This is a genomic window from Specibacter sp. NPDC078692 (assembly GCF_040686835.1).
Taxonomy (GTDB): Bacteria; Actinomycetota; Actinomycetes; order Actinomycetales; family Micrococcaceae; genus Specibacter.
Window position 1 is genome coordinate 24,275 of record NZ_JBFBLV010000020.1, and the last position, 23,268, is coordinate 47,542.

Sequence of the window (23,268 nt, forward strand, 5' to 3'; positions counted from 1 at the left end):
ACTCTTACAATGAAAGTGCTTGCGTGTTTCGTGATGGCGCGGACTAAGTTTCCACGGCGTTACATTTGGGGCGCGTAGGTTAACTCGTTGCGACGGGTAGGTTTCGGGCATGTTTCTAACTAGGCTGGCCCAACCTGTCAGTAACACTAAGCTGCCCAGTTGGCCGAGGTCGTCCCGCTTGTGAAGCTGGCGCTTAAAACAGAAAATGCCCGCCGTAGCGGACATTTTCTGGTGCTCAGGCAAGAACCGATTCCCTGGCACTCGCTCGGCTAGGTCAGCTAGTTCAGCAGTGCATCCACAAAGCTTTCGGCGTCGAACGGGGCCAGGTCGTCGGCGCCTTCGCCCAAGCCAACGAGCTTGACCGGCACGCCGAGCGTCTTCTGGATGGCCACTACGATGCCACCCTTGGCGGTGCCGTCAAGCTTGGTCAGCACAATGCCGGTGATGTTGACAACCTCGGCGAAAACCTTGGCCTGGGTCAGGCCGTTCTGCCCGGTGGTCGCATCAAGCACCAGCAGCACCTCGTCAACCGTGGCCTGCTTTTCAATGACGCGCTTGACCTTGCCGAGCTCGTCCATCAAGCCAACCTTGTTCTGCAAGCGGCCGGCCGTATCAATCATGACAACGTCAACTTCCTGCTCGATGCCCACCTTGACCGCCTCAAAGGCGACGGAGGCTGGGTCTGCCCCATCGACGTCGGACTTCACAGTGGGAACGCCAACGCGGGCACCCCAGGTGGCCAGCTGCTCGGCGGCGGCGGCGCGGAAGGTATCAGCCGCGCCCAGGAGCACGTCCTTGTCCTCGGCCACCAGCACGCGGGCCAGCTTGCCAACGGTGGTGGTCTTGCCCACGCCATTGACGCCAACCACCATGAGCACGGCCGGGCGGTCATCGTGGCGGGTGATGTTCAGGGTGCGGTCCATGGTGGGATCGACCAGTTTGATGAGTTCTTCGCGCAGCATCGACTGGACATGTTCGGGGCTGCGGACGCCCAGAACTTTCACGCGGTCGCGCAGCGTGTCCACCAATTCCATCGTGGAATCGGTGCCGATGTCCGCCAGCAGCAGCGTCTCCTCGACCTCTTCCCACACATCTTCATCAATGGTGTCGCGGGACAGCAGCGCGAGCAGGCCCTTGCCCAGCGCGTTGTTGGACTTGGCTAGGCGGGCACGCAGGCGCACCAGACGGCCCTCAACGGGCAGCGGGGTCTCTAGCGAAGGTGCCGCTGGCGCTTCCGGCTCAAGCTCTACGGTTTCAAGGTCCGACGGCGGCACCTGGGTTTCCGGGCGGTCCTCCACCAAGGTGCCACCACCTTGGGCATCACCGCTTTGGGGGCCAGCAGAGTCCAGCGGGGCCGGATCATTGGCGTCGCGCGGGCCGGTGTAATTCTGGCTGTTCCGGCGGGCCTTGAGGAAGACGGGGATGAGACCGCCAATGACGGCGAGTCCAACCACGATGGACAGGATGATGGGGAGAAGTTCGTTCACTCCACCAGTCTCTCACGGGCATGGAAGGAGCCCGTTTTTACACCATTTTTGGCCCTTTGTGGGACACTCATCAGTGATGTCACCCTCTACTTCCTCCTCGAATACTCCGCCTGCGAAGAAATCTTCTGATCTGCCCGTGGTGAAACTGCCCCGTGACATCAAGGTCCTGGTCGCAGCTGCGTTCATGATTGCCATTGGCTTTGGCATCGTGGCCCCGGTGCTGCCGCAATTCGCGCAGAGCTTCGACGTAAGCGTCAGCGCTGCCGCCGTGGTGGTCAGCGCTTTTGCGTTCACCCGGTTGCTGTTTGCCCCCATGAGCGGGTGGCTCGTGGAGCGGATGGGAGAACGCCGCACCTACATTCTTGGCATCCTGATCGTTGCCGCGTCGTCCGCTGCATGCGCCTTCGCTCAGAACTATTGGCAGCTACTTCTCTACCGTGGCCTGGGTGGAATTGGTTCAACCATGTTCACGGTGGCAGCCATGGGACTGCTGATCAGGCTCGCTCCCCCACAGGCCCGCGGACGGATTTCAAGTCTCTATGCCGGATCATTTCTGCTCGGCAATATTGCTGGCCCAGCTGTCGGTGGCTTGCTGGCAGGTCTCGGAATGCAGCTTCCATTCCTGGTGTACGCGGCCGCACTGGTGTTGGTAGCCCTCTTGGTGGCTACCCAGTTACCCTCTGTTGCTGCCGCTGCTCGCCGGGCTGCTGCACAAGCAAGGACCGGGGCTGCCACAGACAATGGGACAGGTTTTCAGTCAGGTAGTGGGACCAGGAATGGGGCCGGTGTTACGACTGCTGTGAAAAAGGCGGTACTTCCGCTGCGTGAAGCCCTGTGCATGCCGGCCTACCGCGCCGTCTTGACCTCGGGGTTCGCCAATGGTTGGTCCGCTTTCGGTATTCGCATGGCTCTGGTTCCGCTCTTCGCCACAGTGGCCTTGGAAGCCGGGACAGAAGTGGCCGGCCTGTCACTTGCCGTATTTGCCGTGGGGACCGGCGTTGCGCTGACCTTCTCAGGAAAACTGGCTGACACCTGGGGCCGCAAACCCATGATCCTCTCCGGGCTGGCCGTCAATGGCATCGCCATGGGAGTTCTTGGCTTCACGGGCAACGAGTTCTGGTTCTTCCTGGTTTCCGCTATTGCAGGTCTGGGCAGCGGTCTCATGGGCCCCGCCCAGCAAGCCGTCGTCGCCGACGTCATTGGAAACGAGCGCTCCGGCGGCAAGGTACTGGCGACTTTCCAAATGAGTTCAGATCTGGGCGCCATCATCGGACCTATCGCAGCCGGCATGCTGGTCGATGCCTTCTCCTTTGGACCGGCTTTCCTCATGGCGACCGCGGTAGCGCTCATCAGCTTCCTGTTCTGGCTACCCGCGAAGGACACGAAACTGCTCTAGCCATCAGACGATGGGACGCAGGGACGCAAGCGCCGCAGATCCCTTGACCGCCGCGGCCAGATCCACGAGCTGACCACGGGCCCGTGCAAGAGCGCCAGCTCGGCGGCCCGCGTCAGCCCGAGGCCAGGGGCCTCTACCTGAGCACCAACTACACGGCGCTGTTCGCCCTCGAGGTCCCCTCGGAGTCCCTGCCGTTCCTCGCGTTCAGTAAAGATCTCGCCAGAAACTGATGCCGCGCTATTCAAAACCCGCCGGAAACTGATGCCGCGTTACTCAAAACCTGCCGGACAGTGGTGCCGCGTTAGGATGTGGCGCGGTCTAGACGCTGGCTGATGACGGTGGAGACGCCGTCGCCCCTCATGGAGACGCCGTACAGCGCGTCCGCTACGTCCATGGTCCGCTTCTGGTGCGTGATGATGATGAGCTGGCTGGACTCGCGCAGCTCCTCAAAAATGGTGATGAGCCGGCCCAGGTTCGTGTCATCGAGGGCGGCTTCCACCTCGTCCATGACGTAGAACGGTGATGGTCTGGCCTTGAAGATGGCCACGAGCAGAGCCACGGCCGTCAGCGAGCGCTCCCCGCCAGAAAGCAAGGAGAGTCGCTTGATCTTCTTGCCGGCGGGCCGCGCCTCGACCTCAATGCCGGTGGTCAGCATGTTCTCCGGATCGGTCAGGACCAGGCGCCCTTCGCCACCGGGGAAGAGCCGGCCAAAGACTCGTTCAAATTGCACGGCGGTGTCCGCGTACGCGGCAGTGAACACTTCCTCGACGCGCTGGTCCACTTCCTTGATGATGTCCAGCAGGTCCTTGCGGCTGGATTTCAGGTCCTCTAACTGGGCGGACAGGAACTGGTGGCGTTCTTCCAGGGCGGCGAATTCCTCCAGGGCCAAGGGGTTGACCTTACCGAGAGCGGCGAGATCGCGTTCGGCCCGTTTGAGCCGCTTTTCCTGCTCCTCGCGCACAAACACAGTACCTTCGCGGACTTCATTGCCGTCGTCATCCACAGCCACGCGCAGTGCAGCCCACTTATCGGTGACCTCACCCGGACCCAGCGGAACCAGCGTTTCGGGACCGTATTCCTTGATGAGGTGGTCCACGCTGAGACCTAATTCCTCGATCGATTTGTTTTCCAACGTCTCAATTCGCAGCTTCTGCGCTGCACGGGCCAACTCGTCCTTATGCACGGAATCGGTCAACCGCGCCAAGTCCTTCTCAGCCTCCAGCGTGGCGCTGCGGACAGCCATCAGCTCCACTTCCCGCGTGGCCCGCTGCTCCTCGGCCTCATCGCGAACGTGCTCGGCCAGCTCAATGGACTCCTGAACGTGCTCCAAAATGTGCGTGGTTGCCGCAGCCACAGCGGCGGCCTTCCGCGCCTGGAACAGCCGACGCGCAGCACGCTGGGCCGCCTGCTCCCGTGCCTGCCGCTCCGTGGCAGCCGCCCGTTCCAGCGCCGCTGCACGGTTGCGCGCGGCGTTCAACGCGTCCTCCGTGCTGCGCAGGGACAAGCGGGTTTCCAGCTCCACAGCCCTGGCTGCCGTGGCAGCCGCGGCTAGGGCGTCGCGCTCATCCATGGAAGGTTCGACGTCGGCCGGGGCCACTTGCGCTGTTGCCAACCGCGCCGCGAGAACTTCGAGGGCAACTTGTTCCCGTTCCAGGTTGGCGGTGGCGGCCTGCACTGCTTGCTCATGACGTTGCGCCTCGCCAGCGGCCGAACGCAAAGCAGCCCCCAACATACCCAGCCGTTCAGCGACTGCTGCCAACCGGGCGTCGGACTCATTCAGCGCAGCTAGAGCATCAGATTCGGCTTGTGCAAGAGCACCGCGCTGCCCCTGCAAGCCTGCGAGCGCAAAGCGGGATTGTTCGCCGCGGGCCATGGCCTGAGCCAGCCCCGTTTCCGTCTCATCTACGGCAGCTTGCAATTCCAGCAGTGACGGCGCCGTGGCCGAGCCGCCCTGAACCACCCACTGTGTGAACACGTCCCCGGCAGCTGTCACTGCCGTCAGAAACGCATTCTGCGCCAAGACGTCCTGGGCTGCGCTCATATCTGGAACCAACACCACGCCGCTGAGCAGCGCGTCCAGCGTCCGTTCGAGTTCGGGCGGACCACTCACCTGCAAACGTGCGACGACGGCTCCGGGCACTGCGGCTGCGGCAGCGGCTGCGGCAGTTGTTGTGCCTTGGTCTCGACCGGCGGTGCCAGCTCGAGCACCTGTGCCAGCTCGAGTAGCGGAGTCGGCGAGGACCAAGGTGACGCGGCCGCCGTCGTGCGTCTTGACGAGCTCAAGGGCGGCAAGCGCTGCGTCCAGACCGGTGACTCCTACGCCTTCTGCCGCGGCGTTCAAGGCGGCGGCGATGGCTGTCTCATGGCTGGGCACCACCACCAGCAGCTGAGCCATGGACGCCAGCACCCCCTCGGGGCGGGCCTCTAGTAGCTGGGCGCTAGCATCCTTGCGCAACAGACCCACGGCGAGCGCATCGCGGCGGGCGGTCAGGGAATCGCGCTCACGTTCGGCAGCCAGCTGCTCCTGCGTGAGCGCGGCAATCTGCGCGTCCACGGTGGCGAGAGCTGCGGCGGCGGCCTCATAGTCGGCGTCGAGGCGTTCTTCGCCCTCCTCCACACCGGCAACTTGGGATTCGAGCGCAGCGAATTCCTGCGAAGCAACAGCGTGCCGTTCCGCGCCAGCAGCCTTGCTGTTGTGGAGGCGACCGATCTCAGCCTCAGCAGACTCCACTCGGGAGCGCGCGGCGGACACCTTGCCAGCCAGCTTGGCCAGACCCTCGCGGCGATCCGCGGCGGCACGCAACTGCTCACGAACCCGCTCCTCCTCGGCACGGACAGCAGCTTCGGCGTCCTCCTTGATCTCCATGGCCGTTTCCAGTCCATAGCGGCGCTCCTCTAATGCGAGGTCTAGCTCCGCCTCCTCGGCGCGCAGCCGGGCAGCCTGTTCGGCCAAACGGTCGGGGTCACGGCTGGGATCAGGGGCCGCTTCGGTCGCCCCGAGATGGCGTCGACGCTCCGCGGCGAGAACACCGAGGGCTTTGAGTTGATCACGGGTGGCGGAGAGCTGGTACCAGTTGTCCCGTGCCGCGTTGAGCACGGGGGTGGCGGCCGCAGCTTGTTGCTCCAACGCTGCTTGCTGGGCGCGGGCCGCCTGGAGTTCTTCTTCGACACGGATTCGGCGGTTCTTGAGCTCGCGTTCGGCTGCTTCATCACGTTCCACGGTCTGAGTCAGGGTGAGGATGTCGTCCGCGAGCAGGCGTGCTTTGGCATCGCGCACATCAAACTGCACGCTTTGGGCGCGCCTGGCCACAGCGGCCTGCTTGCCCAAGGGTGTTAGCTGGCGGCGGATCTCGCCCGTCAGATCTGTCAGCCTTGCCAAGTTGGCGCCCATGGCATCCAACTTGCGGAGGGTCTTTTCCTTGCGGCGGCGGTGTTTGAGGATACCGGCTGCTTCTTCAATGAAGCCGCGGCGATCCTCAGGTGTGGCATGGAGAACCTTGTCCAACTGCCCCTGGCCGACGATCACATGCATTTCCCGGCCCAGGCCCGAGTCAGAAAGGAGTTCTTGGATATCCAGGAGCCGGCAGGCTGTGCCGTTGATGGCGTATTCGGAACCACCAGCACGGAACAGTGTGCGCGAAATGGTGACTTCGGCATAGTCGATCGGCAGGGCGCCGTCGGTGTTGTCTATGGTTAATGCCACATGGGCGCGGCCCAAAGCGGGGCGGCCGGAGGTGCCGGCGAAGATGACATCTTCCATTTTGCCGCCGCGCAGGGTCTTGGCTCCCTGCTCCCCCATGACCCAGGCCAGCGCGTCGACCACGTTGGATTTCCCTGAGCCGTTGGGGCCCACAACAGCTGTCACACCGGGTTCAAAGTCAAAGGTGGTGGCCGAGGCGAAGGACTTGAATCCGCGCACGGAAAGACTTTTTAGATGCAAACTATTTTCTTCTCCTGCGCCGGGCCGTTTCTCACAAGCTAATCTATCGTGAATTCCTCGCTCTCACCCTGGCGCCGCCTCCGTGTATGCATCGTGGTGCATGTGCGGGAACACCCCTATTAGGTGCATAGTTAAGGGTGGGTCTTGATATGTTTGGGGATCATAAACGGCTTTACGGCACCAATCCCGCACACATCAGGAAACGGTCACTGGATTTCCGGTGCCGCCTAACACCTATATACCCCAAGAAAAAGGCTGGAACTTGATCGGCAACGCTACGTTTCGTCACCACAACACCGCTTTGCTCGCTGTTTCCAGCATTGAGGCTCCAGTGGTGGTCAAGTCCAGCGACTTCGACGCCCGCCTAGCCCCAAGCCTAAAACGCTTACGGCTCTCCAAACGGTTGTTGGAACGCGTGGCCGGTGTGGACGAACGCCGCTGGTGGGCTCCCGGTACCGACTTTGACGACGCCGCCATCGAGGCTGGCGCCAAAGCCTTGGCCGAGGCCGGCATCGATGCCAGCCAGGTGGGCTTGCTGATCAACACCTCCGTGACCCGCCGCAATCTGGAACCCTCGGTTGCCGTCAAGGTCCACAACGGCCTGGGCCTGCCGTCCTCCGCCATGAACTTTGATGTGGCCAACGCCTGCCTGGGATTCGTCAACGGCATGACCTTGGCCGCAAACATGATCGATTCGGGTCAGATCAAGTACGCCTTGATCGTTGCCGGTGAGGACGCCCAAGCCACGCAGGAAACCACGTTCAAGCGCCTCAATGCCGAATCGTCCACGCGTGAAGACTACTTGAAGGAATTCGCCACCTTGACCTTGGGCTCCGGTGCTGCCGCTGCCGTCATGGGTCCGGCGGATCTGCACCCCGATGGTCACCGTATTGTGGGTGGCGTCTCCCGCGCAGGCACCCAGCACCATGAACTGTGTGTTGGCGGCCCCGACGGCATGTTCACCGACACCAAGGGCCTGCTGGACAACGGCCTGGAACTGGTCACCGATGCCTGGCATGAGGCTCACACCGACGGTTGGGACTGGCGTTCCATGGACCGCTACGTGACCCACCAGGTGTCCAACTCCTACACCAACGCCATCATCAAGGCCGTGGATCTGATCAAGGGCCGCGTCCCCATCACGTTCCCCAAGTGGGGCAATGTGGGCCCGGCATCCTTGCCCATGACCTTGGCCCAGGAATCCCAGAGCCTGAACCGTGGCGACCGCGTGCTGTGCATGGGTGTTGGCTCCGGTTTGAACACCGCCATGATGGAAATTGCGTGGTAGCAGTGGCTTCTGAAGGAATTGTTTTTTCTCAGCTTGAAGCACAGCCGCTTTCTCAGCCGTGGCCCGGTGTTGAAGCAGCGTGGCGACACGTTCGCAACGTTCCCTCCACCGCCGCGGTTGATCCCGAGGGCACCAGCCGGCAGTGGCACTATCTGGACAACGAGTCCGATGTGTTGGCCACCGGTCTTGTGCCCCGCGGTACCCTGCTGTGTGTGCACGGCAACCCCACGTGGTCGTATTTGTGGCGGACCCTGCTCGCAGAAGCCACCTCCCCGGAGACCTTGGCCACCGGCGGCCCGTGGCGCGTCATCGCCGTAGATCAGCTCGACATGGGTTTCTCTGAGCGCACCGGCACCTTCCGCCGCCTCGAAGACCGCATCACCGACCTCTCCGACTTCACCGCCGATCTGGGCCTGAGCGGTCCGATTATCAGCGTGGGGCACGACTGGGGCGGCATTATTTCCCTTGGCTGGGCCACCCGCCACAAGGACCAGCTGGCCGCCGTCGTTCTTACCAACACGGCTGTTCACCCAGCCGGATTCTCACTTCCCCCGGCCCTGCAATTGGCCCTTCATCCCGCCGTTCACAAGTGGGGCACGACGACGTCTTCCGCCTTTTTGCGCGTCACCCACAATCTCGCGCAGCCCGCCTTGGCTGATGAGGTCAGGGACGCGTTCATGGCCCCGTACCGCTCTGTGGCGCGGCGAGCCGGTGTAGGTAACTTTGTGGCCGATATTCCGGCCACCCCTTCGCACCCCTCATGGGCTGCGCTGGATGCAGTATCTACGTCCATCAGCTCCTTGGATGTACCCGCGCTGCTGCTGTGGGGTCCCAAGGACCCGGTGTTCTCGGACCGGTATCTGCGTGATCTTTTGACCCGGTTGCCGCAGGCCCAGGTGCACCGCTTTGAAGGTGCCAGCCATTTGGTTCAAGAAGACCGCGACATTGCCACTCCGGCATTCGCGTGGCTGGCCCAAGCGGTAGCCGAGCCTGTGGCGCCGGTTTCCACAAGCTCAACTCTCGCGGCCACCGACGCCACCGACTACATGCCGATGCTGGCTGAGCTGGATTCTCGCAGTACTGACACCACCACCGCCGTCGTAGACATGCTGCCTGGTGGAGCAACCCGCGCCCTGACGTGGGCTCAGTTATTCCGCGACGTGAACGATCTCGCCGCTGGTCTGCGCGAACTCGGTGTCAAGCCCGGAAACCGGGTCAACCTCCTGGTGCCCCCTGGCATCAACCTGACCACTTTGATCTACGCGTGCCTGCGATTGGGTGCTGTCATTGTTGTGGCCGATGCGGGGCTCGGTACCAAGGGACTCAGCCGAGCCATCAAGGGAGCCGGACCGGACTTCCTCATTGGCATTGAACGCGGTCTAGCTGGTGCTCGCCTCTACAACTGGCCCGGCATCCGGATCGCCGCCGAAGATTTCACCGGCTCCACGGCCGCCGTGAAGAAGGCCCTGTTCAACGTTGCTGCCACGGTGCCGCAGCTAATGGCCAATGGTCGCGTCACCCGTCTTGCCGGCTACCCCACCGCTTTTGCCGTTCCCGAACCCGATGCTGATGCAGCCGTGCTGTTCACTTCTGGTTCCACGGGCCCGGCCAAGGGAGTTGTGTACACACACCGCCGCCTGGCCGCTATGCGCGACACTCTCAAGGCCACCTACCGCTTGGAGGCTGGAACCGCCCTTGTGGCCGGATTCGCTCCGTTCGCACTGCTAGGTCCGGCGCTGGGAGCAACCACTGTCACCCCCGATATGGACGTCACGGCCCCGCGCACGCTGAGCGCCAAAGCGTTGGCGGAGGCTGCTGCCGCAATTGACGCAACGGTTGTTTTCGCCTCCCCCGCGGCACTCGTGAACGTGGTGGCGACCGCAGCGGAACTCTCACCCGAGCTGAAAAAGGTGATGGCCGGCGTCGAACTTCTCCTCTCGGCCGGTGCTCCCTTGGGACATACCTTGCTCACCCAGGTGCAGGAACTGGCCGCCAACGCCGAACTTCACACGCCGTACGGAATGACCGAAGCGTTGCCGATCACCGACATTGACCTGCCGGGCATCCTTGCCGCCGGCGTGGGAAATGGCGTGTGTGTTGGGACTGCGGTGGCTGGCGCTACGGTGTCGATCGCGCCGATCACGGGCGAGGGGCTGGTGCTGGAGTCGACGACGGCGGCGAATGTCACCGGTGAGATTCTGGTCAGCGCTCCGCATGTGAAGGAACGTTACGATCGTCTGTGGATCACCGAACAGCACAGCGTTTCGATTCCAGGCTGGCACCGGACTGGCGATGTGGGGCATCTGGATTCTGAGGGCCGGTTGTGGGTTGAGGGGCGGATGGAGCACATCCTGACCACAGCCGCTGGCGTGAAGACTCCTGTTGCTCCCGAGCAGGCTATCGAACGCGTGGCTGAAGTTTCTCGGGCGGCTGTGGTTGGTGTAGGGCCGATGGGCACTCAAGCTGCTGTGGCGATCGTGGAAACCAACCCCGCGGTCAAGCGCCCGGGCTTGGCGTCTGCGCCGCTGGCCGCCGCTGTTCGGGAAGCGTCGCTCTCAGTGGGTTTGCCGCTGGCCGCGGTCATCACCATTGACGCCATGCCCACCGATGTACGGCACAATTCCAAGATGGACCGGGCCAAGTTGTCGCGCTGGGCGGCGCGCATGTTGGCTGGGGAGAAAGCCGGACAGCCGTGAGCACCGGCTCTGAAGTTGCGGGCTTGCGCGGCGCTGCAGCCTCTGGCCCTGGCTCCGGCTCCGGCCAGCGACGTGTGCTGGTCACCGGAACCAGCGGCATGCTGGGCCGTGCCGTGGCGCAACTGTTGCACGATCGTGGATATTTTGTCCGCAGCTTGCAGCGCCGCCCGGTCGAAGCTCCCTGGGAATCCATGCAGGGCTCTGTTGCGGATCCTGATGTTGCGGCCCGGGCCGTGGCAGGGATGGGCGCCGTGGTGCATTTGGCGGCGAAGGTTTCCTTCACTGGCGATTGGACAGACTTTGTGTCCACAAACATTGTGGGTACACGTCAGCTGATCTCCGCGTCCCAGCATGAAGGCCTGAGAGATTTCGTGTTTGTTTCTTCTCCCTCCGTGGCGCATTTTGGGAGTTCCATTGTGGGCGCTTCCGCCGGTACCGCCAATCCTGATTTGGCCCGTGGACACTACGCGCGGTCCAAGGCAGCCGCCGAGGTAATCGCACTGTCCGAGGACTCCCCCGAGTTCCGAGTCACGGCTATTCGCCCGCACGTGGTGTGGGGTCCTGGCGATACTCAGCTGGTGGAGCGCGTGGTGGAACGCGCCCGTGCGGGACGCCTCCCATTGCTTGATGGCGGGCGCGCGCTCATCGACACCACCTATGTGGACAACGCAGCCGAGGCCATTGTGCGCGGACTCGAGCGCATGGACCAGGCTCACGGGCAGGCACTGGTTGTCACCAATGGCGAACCCCGTGCCGTGGGCGAGCTCATTGCCGGAATCTGCGCCGCTGCTGGCGTAAAAGCTCCGGGCTACTCCGTCCCAGGATGGCTGGCTCGTGGTGCTGGTTCTGTCATTGAAAAGGTCTGGACAGCTGCCGGTTCGCGGGGCTGGGTTCACGACGAACCTCCCATGACCCGATTCCTCGCCGAACAGCTCTCCACCGCCCACTGGTTCGATCAGCGGCACACCCAAGCGGTGCTGGATTGGACCCCTTCGGTGTCACTCGATGAGGGTCTGGCCCGGCTCGCGGAGTACTACAGCACGCGCTAGGTATTGACCGTCGCGTTGTTTGGAGACCCCTGTGTAGGGTGGGGCGGGCTCCTGCGAGCCGCATATATTGCCGGAACAGACTCCTGCTGGGCCCACCGCAGATGAAACTACCAGCTGATCGGTGGTTAGCCACGTTCTTCGATGTGTAACTACCGATCTCGGGGCTAACATCAGCCCACGTTTGCCGTGGTCAGATATGCGCCTGCTACGCGGCAGCTTGTGCGGCAGAAAGATAGGCCCGCATGATCCTGACTTTGAGCGTTTCGGGATCCTCGAGGTGCTTCCACTTCACCCGAATGAATCTCCAGCCCTCTTCGACCAAAGCGTTTTCGCGTTCACGTTCTTTGATCAATGCCTGTTCTGGGCTGTCCCCGTAGTCGAAGTACTTAGTGTCACCGTCAAACTCCAGGATCAGCCGGATGCCACGCCACATGAAATCCACTCTGAAGCTTCCGTTGTTTGTGCTGATCCAGACTTGTTGCTCCGGCTGCTCAATAGGCAGTTCTCCAACAATGAGTCTGGTTCTTGTTTCGCCAGCGGATTCTGAGGATCTGCTCAAGGATCTGATAGCCTGCCTCGCCCGGCGAATACCACGTCGCCCTAAGGCTCCTTCAAGCAATTTGTCCAGCTCCTGAAGACTCAGCCCAGCCGCCAAAGCCGAATCGCCGATCACCACAGCCTGGGCAAAGGGTGCCACCGTTGCACAGTCGAGCACGGTCCTCTCCAATGTGGTGAACTTGACCCGGCCCAGTCCGTGAATGACCCTTTCGACGATGTCCTCGTCACGGACTTCCTGGGCATGCATCACCACGTCCGACGCAGTTTTTGACGGTGATGAATTGTTGGGAGAACTGATATGGATGAGCGGAGAACTGTTCCACACATGCAGGCGATGTAATCTCGCGGCGCTGAAGTGCGAATAGACGTGCTGACTGTTGGACTGGACAATGTGCGCGGACAGGACAAGCTTGTCCTGAACCCACGGTTTCCGTCCCTGCCACTCGTGCATGGGAATGTACACACCACGACGCATCCGATAAACAAGCCCCGCGTTGACGCCAACTTCCAGATTTCTGGTGGTCAATCCAGCGCTGAGCAGCTGCCCTGTGGTGGCAATAATTCTGCCTTGAGGCCAGAGCTGCGTAAATCGTGCCTCCGTGGGTGAACTGTCCATGGAAGAAAGTCTGGTAAAAATTGGACGCTCAAACAATGGCAAAGTCAGGAAAGCGCCGTTTCTGTGGATAACGCGAGCTCCTCGCCGTACAAACTGAAAAACTTGGGCTGGAGTTAGCCTCGAGATCGGTAGATACACAGCCTCTCACGTGGCTAAGCACCGATCATCTGGTGGACAGGCCCAACGTGGCTCAGCGGTAGATCTCGCGGCAGTGTCTGAGCCGCAAGTCGAGCACAACACGTTGGTCATCGTTGACGTCAGAGGCCACCCTGTAGTCACCGACGCGAATGCGTAGTTCACCATCACCGTCGGTCAGCTGAATACACCCCGACGGGCTTAGATCTTCGCTCAGATTCTCGATGGCGAGCAGAATATTATGCGCAATCGACTGATTGAGTTTCCGAAGCGCCTTCGCAACAGATGGTACGTAGACGATCGAGTAAGACGACGCACCCACAGCCTGCTTTGCCAAAACCCTACATCCGGGCGTTGCGGGGCTTGGGCTGACAGACGGGGCAGCTGTAGGAGCTGCGGTTCATGAACGTATCGCGGCGAATCCTGGTGGACAGGCCAAGCCCCTCGCAGCGATGGCAGAGTTCGCCTTCACGGCCGTAGGCATTCAGTGAGCGGGAAAAGTACCCCGAAGCGCCGTTGACGTTCACGTACAACGAATCGAAGCTGGTGCCACCGGCGTCCAGCGCCCTAGACATGACATCCCGTGACGCGTAAATGATGCGCTCAGTATCGGGACGACGGAGCGTTTCCGTGGGACGGGCATAGTGCATTTTGGCAGCCCAGAGCGCCTCATCAGCGTAGATATTGCCAATACCGGAAACAAAAGCCTGATCTAGCAGCGCCCGCTTGATTCCCGTCTTGCGAGCACGCAGCTTCTGATGGAGAGCCTCAATGTCAAAGTGTGGGTCCAGCGGATCCCGGCCAATATGGGCCGCTTCTTCGGGGATTAGAGCCCAATCACTCACGCCAGCACCGCCGGGAAGTCCGTCGGCGGTGGGGACAAGTGAGGTCACGAAGAGTCCACCGAAGATGCGCTGGTCAACAAAGCGCAATTCTTCCGGTGCGTCGGCTCGCGAGGAAAAGGAAAGACGGACCTTAAGGTGTTTTTCGTGCGGCTGTTCCGGTGACTCCACCAGCAACTGCCCGCTCATACCCAAGTGAGCCACGAGTGCTGTGTGCGGCGTGTCTGAAACGGACGGGTCATCCGACAGCGGCATCCACAGGAACTTGCCGCGGCGAACCACGTCCAGCACGGTGGTGCCGATCAAGTTGCCGCGGAAATCTTCAACACCCAGCGAGTGCCGGCGGATGGAGCGGGGATCAGGGACAGAAACATCCACAATCCTCCGCCCGGCTACCCAGCGCTCAAGGCCGCGGCGGACAACCTCAACCTCGGGCAGCTCCGGCATTATTTGCCAGCGGAAGAAACGTCAGGCGACACACCCGCGGTGGAAGGTACGGCGTCGTTCTTGCCAGTGGACGCAGCAGTGGACGCAGCAGCAGCACCCGGAAAGAACTTCTTCTCCAGATCCACCCAAGCGGCAGCGGCGGCAGTGCGCTCGGCTTCCTTCTTGGAGGGTCCGGTGCCCGTGCCATAATGCTTGCCGCCAATCATCAGGTTGGCGGTGAAGGAGCGGTCATGGTCAGGACCCACACCGGTGATGTCATAGACAATGGTGCCGAGGTGGCGGGAAGCAGCAATTTCCTGGATGTTGGTTTTCCAGTCGGTGCCGGCGCCGAGCACGGCGGAATCGGCCAGCAGTGGGCCAACCAGGCGCATGACCAGTTGGCGGGCAACTTCGATGCCGTGGGTGAGGTAGGCGGCGCCAATGAGCGCTTCCATGGTGTCAGCCAGGATGGAGGACTTGTTGCGGCCCTTGGTGAGCTTTTCGCCCTGTCCGAGGTAGATGAATTCGCCGATCCCCAGTTCGCGGCCAATGGATGCCAAGGCGCGGGTGGAGACCACGGCGGAACGGCGCTTGGCCAGATCACCCTCTGGCAACAACGGGTTGTCGCGGTAGAGCGCGTCGGTCACGGAGAAACCCAGGATGGAGTCGCCCAGGAACTCGAGGCGCTCGTTCGTGGGGAGGCCGCCGTTTTCATAGGCGTAGGACCTATGCGTGAGGGCAAGACGAAGCGTCCCGGCATCAATACTGACACCGAGACGCTTCAAGAGCAGTTTGTGTCCGTCCGTGAGTTCCGGTGATGGAATTTCTGCGGACATGACTCTCCTGCTTAAGTATTAAACAAACTGAACGAACCAAATGGTCCAGGCGTCTTTAGACGTCAGCAACCTTACGGCCCTTGTATTCCAAGAACAGTGCGGTACCGGCTGAGTCGGTGACGACCTTGGCCTGGTGCGGCAGGCTGTAAACAACCTCGCCGTTTTCAATGGTCTTGACCAGAGCAGGCGCGGTGGCCTTCCACTGGGAACGGCGTGCGCGCGTATTGGCACGGGACATCTTCCGCTTGGGAACAGCCACGGCAAACTCTTTTCTCTCGATAACTCACAGGCATCTGCCCATGAGTAAAACTTATTTGCTAGTTTTCTTCGCCGGTTAAGCCCTGTAGGGCAGCCCACCGAGAATCTAGGATCTCGTGATGGTGCCCCGGCTCATCCGCAAGGTGTATTCCGCATTCGGAACACAGACCCTCGCAGTCTTCCCGGCACACCGGCTGGAACGGCAGGGCGGTTACCACTGCGTCCCGCAACACCGGTTCAAGATCGATAGAATCGTGCTCGACCCAACGTTGCTGATCTTCTTCTTGTTCAAGGAATTCCGCGGACGGCTCCTCGTAGAAGAAAAGTTCTTGCACATCGACTTCGAAGTCATCCTCGAACGTCTCCAAGCAGCGGGAACACTCACCTGTCACATCGACAAGTACGTTACCCGAAACAAGAATACCTTCATGAACGGCCTCAAAACGGAGCTCCAGATCCAGTTCGGATCCAGGAACCGCGCCAATGAGCGGGGTGCCAAAATCTTCCGGCACAGGTATACGCTCTTCGAACTTCCACATACTGCCCGGGCTGCGCCCAAGCTCCCTTACACTGACGGTGAGGGGCGTGCCATGGCTGGGCTTGTTGCCCAACGTGGTTTCGCTAATGAGAACTCCTGTAAGAACATATGACCGACGCACCATCTTAGCCCGAAAGCTCCCGGGCATCAAAATGAGCGGTACCAGACCAAATTGGCCTTATTCAGTCTACGACAGTAAGTGCCTTTGCGACGAACCGCAATCCGTGATGTAACTCTCAGGCCGTGCTCGATTGGCTGCTTTGTCCACTTTGGCCCTGATCTGCATGGTTTTCTTCCTTAAGCACGACGCCGGATGGCCGGCCCGTGTCCCTCTCGCTTCCTTTGGCTTGGCCCAGGGTTGGGGACGCCACGGCCGTCAAGAGCTGCTGTTTTCAGGCGCAGTGGCAGCAAAGTGGGCATAATCGAAACCATGATCCTCCCCGTGTACGTCCCCGACTGGCAAATAGGCGATGGTGACATCGAGCACCCCCGCCTTGGCATGTCGCTGAGTCATGTGCTGGTTTTGGAAACGGACAACCGCCGTCCAAAGTTGGATACTGAACAAGACCAGTCGTATGGGAACTTTGGTCAGGAAGTCACGGTGTGCGGAGTGGCCAAGCCGCTGGGGCCCCAATCCGTGTATGCCCTAGGCGCTTTCCCTACAGCGATCCATTGCGAGGGATTCGAGCTGTATTGGGATGCTCCTACCCTGACCGAAGGCCCGGTGACGCTGACCGGGATCATCGATGCCACGGATTACGGCAAGGTGCCCGAAGGCTTTCCGGAAGCCTCCGGTGTGGTGGTCTCCATGGAACTGGCAACACTGCTCTATGAAAACGCAGACGGTGGCGGAGTGCATTGGGCTCCTGCCCACGGTCACGAGCAGCAGTTCCGACCCATCAGCAACTATCCAGACTATGTGCCAGCAGCCGGCGAGGCCGGGGCGGGCACCGAATCGTCTCCTCATCTGGTGACCACAGGTGTGGTGCTGCATCTGGACATCAATGCCGTGGATCCAGAGGCAGCGGCCGCTACAACTGACCCCACACAGGCCGACGCAACTGGCTCGCTTATCCGTATCAGGCTCTATCCCCACTATGCCGATACCGTGCTGTGGTTGTACGGCCCTGTGCCGTATGCCGACGCCAAGCTTTCCCCAGCTCTCACTGCAGACATGGAAGCGTGGGAGGCCTCGTACTACGCCTCGCTCGACAGCAACCAATCATGGAAGCATCCCAAAGCTGCTACACCGTTCACCGCCACCGGGACGAAACTAGCACAGCGGCTCGCCGAAGAACTGGGTGACGGCTTTGAAGTGGACTTCCACTCTTACGCGCCCAGGTCCACCCGCAAGCGCTTCCGCTCGGAGCAGCCCAGCCAGAACCCCGCAGCAGCAGACGCTTTCCGTGCCATGGTGGCCGCCGAGGAGGAACTCAAGGCGCGCATCGAGGCCGATCAGAGCGACGGCGTGGGGTGGTTCGCGTATGCGCCACTTTCCGGGACAGTATATGATCCGGGCGGGCACTTTCCGGCACATCAGCTCAACCCTGCCCAGCAGGAAAACCTCGAAACAGGGCCATAACCGCCAGACATCCCTCAGCCCGCGTCTCCCCGCCCCGCGCCTCAGCAACACAGCAAGACAGCAAGACAGCACTTTATTTATGCGCACGCCACGCCCGGCCAAGCTGCGGTGCTGTGACACTGCCGCAGCTAGGCGCCCTCCGGTTGCGCATAAGTTAAGTCGAACTTTGCGTATCCGCATTGCGGGCCCGCCGCCGATGCGGATAAGTCGCGGAAAGCGGAACCCAAAGCGGCTACCCCTTCGGCGGGACCACGGTGACAGGTCTGGTGTCCGGACCGACGTCGCCTTGCAAGCGGCGCAACACTGCGCGTGGCACAAAATCAGCTACGCTACCGCCGAGTGTGTGCACTTCCTTGATGAGGGTGGAGGACAGGTGCAGGTAACGGCTGTCCCCGGGCAGGAACACAGTCTCCACTCCGGAGAGCTGGCGGTTCATGGTGGCCATCGGCAGTTCGTAATCAAAATCTGAGGAGGACCGCAGACCCTTGACGATGGCGGAGACTCCGCGGTCGTGACAGTAGTCCGAGAGTAGGCCCTCCCCCATGGGCTCGACCACAATCCCTGACAATGCCGCGAAGGTGTTCCGCGCCATGTCCAGACGTTCAGGGAGCGTGAATCGGTACTTCTTCGCATAGTTCGTGGAGACCGCCACGATCACTTCGTCGAACAAGGCCGAAGCGCGGGCAATCACCTCAATGTGTCCCTTATGGATAGGGTCAAAGGATCCGGGGCATACAGCGCGTCGCATACAGAAGAATCTAGTCCACCTGCATGCCGCTGACCAATGTTTTTGGCACACACACGTCATCTTGCGTCGAGTACCAGCCGGTAACGATCAATAAGCACCCAACACAGGAACCAACCAGAGCCACCCAACAGCGCAAACCCGGCACACCTCCCCCGCTCGGCCTAGCTACTTATAGGGCTTAGCGCGCCCCGGCCGGTAACCTTGCCAAGGTAGCCTGCGTTATATGAGAACACTATGAGCACTTGATTGAGGAGCATCCATGAGCACGCCCTGGCACCGGACCGCACAAGGAGCCAATCTATTAGGCCCGGACGGGTCCCTCGGGGTGACCATTTTCGAGGAAATAACCACCCTCGCCAACAGGCACCAGGCCATCAATCTCGGCCAGGGCTTCCCGGATGAAGACGGCCCTGCGGAGCTCAGCCGCATCGCCCAAGACGCCATCGCCAACGGCAACAACCAGTACGCGCCCGGCAAGGGCATTCTGGATCTGCGCCGCGCCGTTGCCGACCATCAGCACCGCTTCTACGGCATCACCCTCGATCCGGAAACCGAAGTCATCATCTCCACGGGCGCCACCGAGGCCATCGCCGCCGCTGTTCTGGCACTGTCCGGCCCCGGCGATGAGGTCCTCACCTTCGAGCCTTTCTACGATTCCTACGGCGCCATGATTGCCCTGACCGGCGCCAAACACACCACGGCTGCGCTGCTGGCACCTGACTTCATGCCGGATCTGGCCGCGCTGGAGAAGAGCTTCAGCCCGCGCACCAAAATGGTCATCCTGAACAACCCGCACAACCCCACCGGCGCCATGTTCCCTCTAGAAGTGCTGAGTGAAATTGTCCGCCTCGCCATCAAGTACGACGCCGTCATCCTCAGCGATGAGGTCTATGAGCACCTGACGTTTGGTCCCCGGCACATACCCGTAGCCACGCTGCCCGGCGCGGCAGAACGAACGCTCACCATCTCCTCCGCCGGCAAGACCTTCTCCTTCACCGGCTGGAAGATCGGCTGGCTCTCGGGCCCCGCGGAACTTGTCGCCGCAGCCCGCACCGTCAAACAGTTCCTGAGCTACTCCTCCGGCACACCGTTCCAAGGTGCCGTTGCCGCAGGGCTAAGGATGGAAGAGAGCTTCTTCACCGACGCCGCCGCGACGTTGGCTCACAAGCGCGACATCCTCGCCGAGGGTCTGCGCGCTGCCGGCCTTGACGTCTATTTGCCGCAGGGCACCTATTTCATCAACGCCGATACTCAGAAATTGGGCATCACCGACGCCACCGCACTAGCCCGCCGCCTCCCGGAACTCATTGGCGTTGCCGCCATCCCTGTCCCGGTCTTCTGCCACCCCGAAGGCGCCAAGCGCACCCGCTCCCTGCTGCGGTTCGCCTTCTGCAAACAAGTTCCATTGCTGGAACAGGCCGCCGAACGCCTCGCAACCCTCAAGGACAAGCTCTAATGGCCATGCCCAGCCGTTTCCTGCGCACCGGCGGTGTCCACGCCACGATCGAAGCCGATCCTTGGCACAACAATGCCTTCGTCTTGAGCATCGACGGTGCGGAGCAGTCGCACGTAAACCTTGCTGCACCGCAGGAAGTGTTCTACGAATATCTACGCCGCATTGCCAACGCCATTGATCTGGTCAAGCCTGCTGGGGAACCCATTACTGCGTTGCATCTGGGCGCCGGAGCCCTGACGCTGGCCCGCTACATTCAGGCCACCCGTCCGGGTTCGCTGCAGCACGCCGTGGAACTCGAGCGCGAACTGTTGGACTTTGTCTTGGAGCAGCTGCCCCTGCCCGCCGGCACAAATCTGGCCAGCCATGTGGGCGATGCCCGCGAGGAAATGGCAGCATTGACGGAAGGCCTGAAGTTCGACGTCATTGTCCTGGACATTTTCAGCGGTCCGGACGCGCCTGCTCATCTCGCCTGCGAAGACTTTTACCGCGAAGCCGCGGCAGTGCTGGCGCCGGAAGGAATCCTGGCCGTCAACGTAGGAGACGAGCCCGGTTTCACCCTGGTGACCAGCCAGACCAAGGCACTGCAGGAAGCCATGCCCAGTGTGGCCGCTTATGGCACAACCATGTTATTTAGCCGCCGGTACCCCGGAAACATCATCCTGTTGGGCAAGAACAGCCCATGGCCACAAGGGTGGGCGCAAGCACTAGTGGCGGCAGGACCGCACCCGGCTACAGTCATGAGCGGCGTAGAGCTAGACGAACTGATCAACTGACGAGCTAGCCGCCCGCCCCACTACAGACGCTAGCGCAGTAAATGCCGTGTTTCTCCAGACGCTAGCGCACTAGAAACGGCGTTTCCCAACCCTTCAATCACCCAGCGAGGGAGCTCCTGCAGAAACCGGCGTTACTTCACGGCCCAAGCACAGGCCATGTCCTTGCCGCCTAAATCTGATTCAACGCCGAACACTCTAAAGCCCACTAGATTCCATCCCTCACGTGCAACTAAGGGAAAGTCGATTTGTTCAAAAATAACGCCTTCCTGTCCGGCAGTGGCGGCCACTTGGGCTGTCTTGGACGGGCTCGCCCATAGATCGACAAGACCGGGTGCAGAGTCGGGATATTTTGGTCCAGGACAAATGCCACCCCACGCGACAACCGGGGCCGTCTGCACCGGCCACATCTCCGCTCCGGAGTCAGCTTCTGACCCTGTGTTGTCTGAGATGACAGTGATGGTTCGTTTTTTCAGACCCGTGCCCGGATCGGAGCATGGAATTTCGTCATCGAGTCCAGGAATCCGGTGGTACTCGGTCAGGTTAATGGCCCCCTCGGTGATCACCGGGAGTTCTACCAATGTGGCGCACCTGCCGGTTTCCGCTATCGGATACTTCAACTGCACAGCCCCGGAGACTTCGGCGATCCAGATGTACCAGAAACCTCTAGATCCTTCAGGCGTCTGACCGTCGATGCGAGCCACCGCATCGTCATCGCCGTCCCCGTCAACGTCGCCGTAGACCATCTCACCCAGCTTGTAAGTGCTGGAAAATTCCCCGGGATTTATAGTCGCCTCCCCGTTGACCAGCTTCACCTCGCTCGGCAGTTCTAATCCGCGGAAAGAATACAGCCACGTGGTGTTGGCCAGATCTATGCTCCGAATATCCACTGCGCTGGGCGTGGGAGAGCTGGGTTTCGATGAAGCGGTTGACGGTTTAGTGCCAGCCGAGCCCGTTGCAGTAGCTTCGATGGAGGTTCCATCCGAAGCGCCCGATTCTCCCCCGGATCCTGGCGGATCTGATGCCCCGCCATTACAGGCTGTCAGCGCTGACAACGCCATAGCTCCAAGGACGAGTGAGAGAGTTGCAGTCCGGGTGCGCATAATTGAAGCCTTTGGCTCAGCAAGTGTGCAGTGTCCTGAACTTATGACAACACTGCCGGGCTGTCAACGTTGAGTTTTCAACCGTGCACGGACCCTCCAACAATCGGTCCCACGGCTTTGTTTGAGGAAAGCGAGAGCACCGTTACACGGCCCACATTCTCATTCCGGAGGCGGTTCCCCGTAAGATGGAAGACGGTTCGGGCTGGCACCCGAGGAATTACCGCTTATTCATGGAGATCAATGTCCCGCTCAGCAAGGGTCCGAACATCGGACCGCCGAAGCTCTAGCAAACACGGTTCTGACAAACCGGCTTATCGCCGCATGAACCACTCAGTGGACCACTCCAACCGCAACAAGCGCCGCGCCTTCGCGATCATCTCCGCCTGCGTTGTACTGATCGCAGCCACAGCCCTCGTGCTAGCGCTGGCACCCTTGTTCACGCGCTAGAGCACCTGGCGTTCACGCCCTAGACCACCCAGCCCGCCACGATCACACGCTAATGAGCCAGCAGCCCAGCCACCTCAGCGGCCGAGAATTCCACCGGCTCGCCCGAGGCGATTGAAGCGTAAGCTGCCTCTGCCAGCGCAACCGCCATGACACCGTCAAGCGGGCTAACCCGAGATGGCGAACCAGTGGCCAGTGCCGCAGCAAACTCCGCAATCTGCAAAGTGTAAGGGCTATCAGCCGGTGACTGCACCGGCAGCTGACCGCCCACTTTATCCTCAGCTGCGCCGTCGTCATCGGCGGCCATGGGGAGCGGAAAACGCCACATTCCGGCGTCGCCCTCCACAGAAATGGAGGTGTGGAACGGCATGATGTCCGGGCCCCACTCCCCCTGCAGGAAACTGACGGCACCGCTTTCATGGGTCAGAAACACCTTCGCCGTGACTGGCCGCGGAACCACGCCGTTTACTGTAGGCGGGTCCTGCAGAGCCTCAACTTGGACGACTTCCCCAGCCAGCCACCGAGCCTGGTCGAGATCATGGATCATCTGGTCCCTGACAATGCCCCCGGCCAGCTCCTCGTTGAAAAACCAGGAACCCGCCGCCGGAGCCGCACTTGCACGGCTAAGTCGCACCACCTGCGGAGCACCGAACAGACCCTGATCCAGCCGCTCCTTCGCCTGCACATACTCAGGGAAAAACCGCACCACATGAGCTGGGAACAGCCGTACCTCTGCAGCCTGGGCGGCGTTGACGATCTCGGCGGCCCGGGTGACAGATTCGGCCAGCGGCTTCTCACAGATCACGTCCTTACCCGCAGCAATGGCAGCCATAGCGTAGTGATGGTGCGTCGTGGTAGGCGTGAGAATGCTGACCAGATCGCAATCTGCCAGCAGCGCGTCCAAGGAATCGGCCTCACTAACACCAAACTCCTGCACCAGATGAGCGGCCCCGGAGCGCGAATAAACACTCACCTGTGCCCCCAACTGCTGCCACCCGGCAATGTGAACGCCGGCAATCCCACCGGCACCAATGAGACCTACGCGCAGCTGTGTCACTAAAGCATCCTTGTCGTTAGTCAGTGTGAAAACGCTTCGAGCC

Annotated in this window: 19 protein-coding genes; 8 read left to right on the top strand and 11 right to left on the bottom strand. The window is 61.3% G+C overall.

All coding sequences use genetic code 11. The features are described 5' to 3' along the window. Positions 1-278: 278 nt before the first annotated feature. Positions 279-1,487 carry a signal recognition particle-docking protein FtsY gene (gene ftsY, locus AB0O97_RS13795; RefSeq protein ID WP_363883407.1) on the bottom strand — a complete coding sequence of 403 codons (1,209 nt, stop codon included), beginning with the start codon at positions 1,485-1,487 and terminating at the stop codon, positions 279-281. Between the two features lie 76 nt (positions 1,488-1,563). On the opposite strand from ftsY, the gene AB0O97_RS13800 reads away from it, so the two are divergent. Then, positions 1,564-2,883, top strand: a complete 1,320-nt coding sequence (locus AB0O97_RS13800) for an MFS transporter (RefSeq protein WP_363883408.1) — start codon at positions 1,564-1,566, stop codon at positions 2,881-2,883. A 301-nt stretch (positions 2,884-3,184) separates the two neighbouring features. Here the strand turns inward: AB0O97_RS13800 and smc are convergent, their stop codons facing one another. Beyond that, entirely contained in the window at positions 3,185-6,823 is a 3,639-nt protein-coding gene (smc, locus tag AB0O97_RS13805; protein ID WP_363883410.1) for a chromosome segregation protein SMC, read from the bottom strand. A 262-nt stretch (positions 6,824-7,085) separates the two neighbouring features. Here smc and AB0O97_RS13810 point away from each other — a divergent pair, with 262 nt between their 5' ends. The 3 genes from AB0O97_RS13810 to AB0O97_RS13820 are packed head-to-tail and all read left to right on the top strand — an operon-like array spanning position 7,086 to position 11,856. Beyond that, complete coding sequence (locus tag AB0O97_RS13810; RefSeq protein WP_363839217.1) at positions 7,086-8,111, top strand: 3-oxoacyl-ACP synthase III; 1,026 nt, start codon at positions 7,086-7,088, stop codon at positions 8,109-8,111. A gap of 2 nt (positions 8,112-8,113) precedes the next feature. Next, positions 8,114-10,807: an alpha/beta fold hydrolase gene (locus AB0O97_RS13815; protein WP_363883412.1), complete on the top strand. Its 2,694-nt coding sequence runs from the start codon at positions 8,114-8,116 to the stop codon at positions 10,805-10,807. Between the two features lie 23 nt (positions 10,808-10,830). Further along, the gene (locus tag AB0O97_RS13820; RefSeq protein WP_363883469.1) at positions 10,831-11,856 is read left to right on the top strand and encodes an NAD-dependent epimerase/dehydratase family protein; all 1,026 of its coding nucleotides are present in this window, start codon (positions 10,831-10,833) and stop codon (positions 11,854-11,856) included. A 205-nt stretch (positions 11,857-12,061) separates the two neighbouring features. On the opposite strand, the gene AB0O97_RS13825 is transcribed toward AB0O97_RS13820, so the two are convergent. From AB0O97_RS13825 to AB0O97_RS13850, 6 genes are all read right to left on the bottom strand, one after another. Continuing rightward, on the bottom strand, positions 12,062-13,030 hold the full coding sequence (locus AB0O97_RS13825) for a hypothetical protein (RefSeq protein WP_363883414.1): 969 nt from the start codon (positions 13,028-13,030) through the stop codon (positions 12,062-12,064). A gap of 190 nt (positions 13,031-13,220) precedes the next feature. Next, positions 13,221-13,487, bottom strand: a complete 267-nt coding sequence (locus tag AB0O97_RS13830) for a type II toxin-antitoxin system RelE/ParE family toxin (protein WP_363883471.1) — start codon at positions 13,485-13,487, stop codon at positions 13,221-13,223. A 19-nt stretch (positions 13,488-13,506) separates the two neighbouring features. After that, positions 13,507-14,454 (bottom strand): bifunctional DNA-formamidopyrimidine glycosylase/DNA-(apurinic or apyrimidinic site) lyase, encoded by a 948-nt coding sequence (mutM, locus tag AB0O97_RS13835; RefSeq protein ID WP_363883416.1) that lies wholly within the window; start codon positions 14,452-14,454, stop codon positions 13,507-13,509. Beyond that, on the bottom strand, positions 14,454-15,269 hold the full coding sequence (gene rnc / locus AB0O97_RS13840) for a ribonuclease III (RefSeq protein WP_363883418.1): 816 nt from the start codon (positions 15,267-15,269) through the stop codon (positions 14,454-14,456). The genes mutM and rnc overlap by 1 nt, the downstream gene beginning before the upstream one ends. A 55-nt stretch (positions 15,270-15,324) precedes the next feature. After that, on the bottom strand, positions 15,325-15,528 hold the full coding sequence (rpmF, locus tag AB0O97_RS13845; protein WP_054011667.1) for a 50S ribosomal protein L32: 204 nt from the start codon (positions 15,526-15,528) through the stop codon (positions 15,325-15,327). 58 nt (positions 15,529-15,586) lie between these two features. Continuing rightward, positions 15,587-16,066, bottom strand: a complete 480-nt coding sequence (locus AB0O97_RS13850; RefSeq protein WP_363883472.1) for a YceD family protein — start codon at positions 16,064-16,066, stop codon at positions 15,587-15,589. Positions 16,067-16,495: 429 nt separating this feature from the next. On the opposite strand from AB0O97_RS13850, the gene AB0O97_RS13855 reads away from it, so the two are divergent. Next, positions 16,496-17,647 (top strand): hypothetical protein, encoded by a 1,152-nt coding sequence (locus AB0O97_RS13855; RefSeq protein ID WP_363883420.1) that lies wholly within the window; start codon positions 16,496-16,498, stop codon positions 17,645-17,647. 232 nt (positions 17,648-17,879) lie between these two features. On the opposite strand, the gene coaD is transcribed toward AB0O97_RS13855, so the two are convergent. Further along, a complete protein-coding gene (gene coaD / locus AB0O97_RS13860; protein WP_363839194.1) occupies positions 17,880-18,395 on the bottom strand; it encodes a pantetheine-phosphate adenylyltransferase in 516 nt (171 codons plus the stop codon). A 259-nt stretch (positions 18,396-18,654) separates the two neighbouring features. Here coaD and AB0O97_RS13865 point away from each other — a divergent pair, with 259 nt between their 5' ends. Together AB0O97_RS13865 and AB0O97_RS13870 are read left to right on the top strand one after the other, a co-directional pair. Beyond that, positions 18,655-19,851, top strand: a complete 1,197-nt coding sequence (locus AB0O97_RS13865) for an aminotransferase class I/II-fold pyridoxal phosphate-dependent enzyme (protein WP_363883422.1) — start codon at positions 18,655-18,657, stop codon at positions 19,849-19,851. After that, complete coding sequence (locus AB0O97_RS13870) at positions 19,851-20,624, top strand: fused MFS/spermidine synthase (protein WP_363883424.1); 774 nt, start codon at positions 19,851-19,853, stop codon at positions 20,622-20,624. The genes AB0O97_RS13865 and AB0O97_RS13870 overlap by 1 nt, the downstream gene beginning before the upstream one ends. Before the next feature lie 131 nt (positions 20,625-20,755). On the opposite strand, the gene AB0O97_RS13875 is transcribed toward AB0O97_RS13870, so the two are convergent. Continuing rightward, a complete protein-coding gene (locus tag AB0O97_RS13875; RefSeq protein WP_363883426.1) occupies positions 20,756-21,724 on the bottom strand; it encodes a hypothetical protein in 969 nt (322 codons plus the stop codon). A gap of 321 nt (positions 21,725-22,045) precedes the next feature. Here AB0O97_RS13875 and AB0O97_RS13880 point away from each other — a divergent pair, with 321 nt between their 5' ends. Next, entirely contained in the window at positions 22,046-22,171 is a 126-nt protein-coding gene (locus tag AB0O97_RS13880) for a hypothetical protein (protein WP_363839182.1), read from the top strand. A gap of 49 nt (positions 22,172-22,220) precedes the next feature. Here AB0O97_RS13880 and AB0O97_RS13885 read toward each other — a convergent pair whose 3' ends face one another. Continuing rightward, on the bottom strand, positions 22,221-23,225 hold the full coding sequence (locus AB0O97_RS13885) for a Gfo/Idh/MocA family oxidoreductase (RefSeq protein ID WP_363883428.1): 1,005 nt from the start codon (positions 23,223-23,225) through the stop codon (positions 22,221-22,223). Between the last annotated feature and the right edge of the window lie 43 nt (positions 23,226-23,268).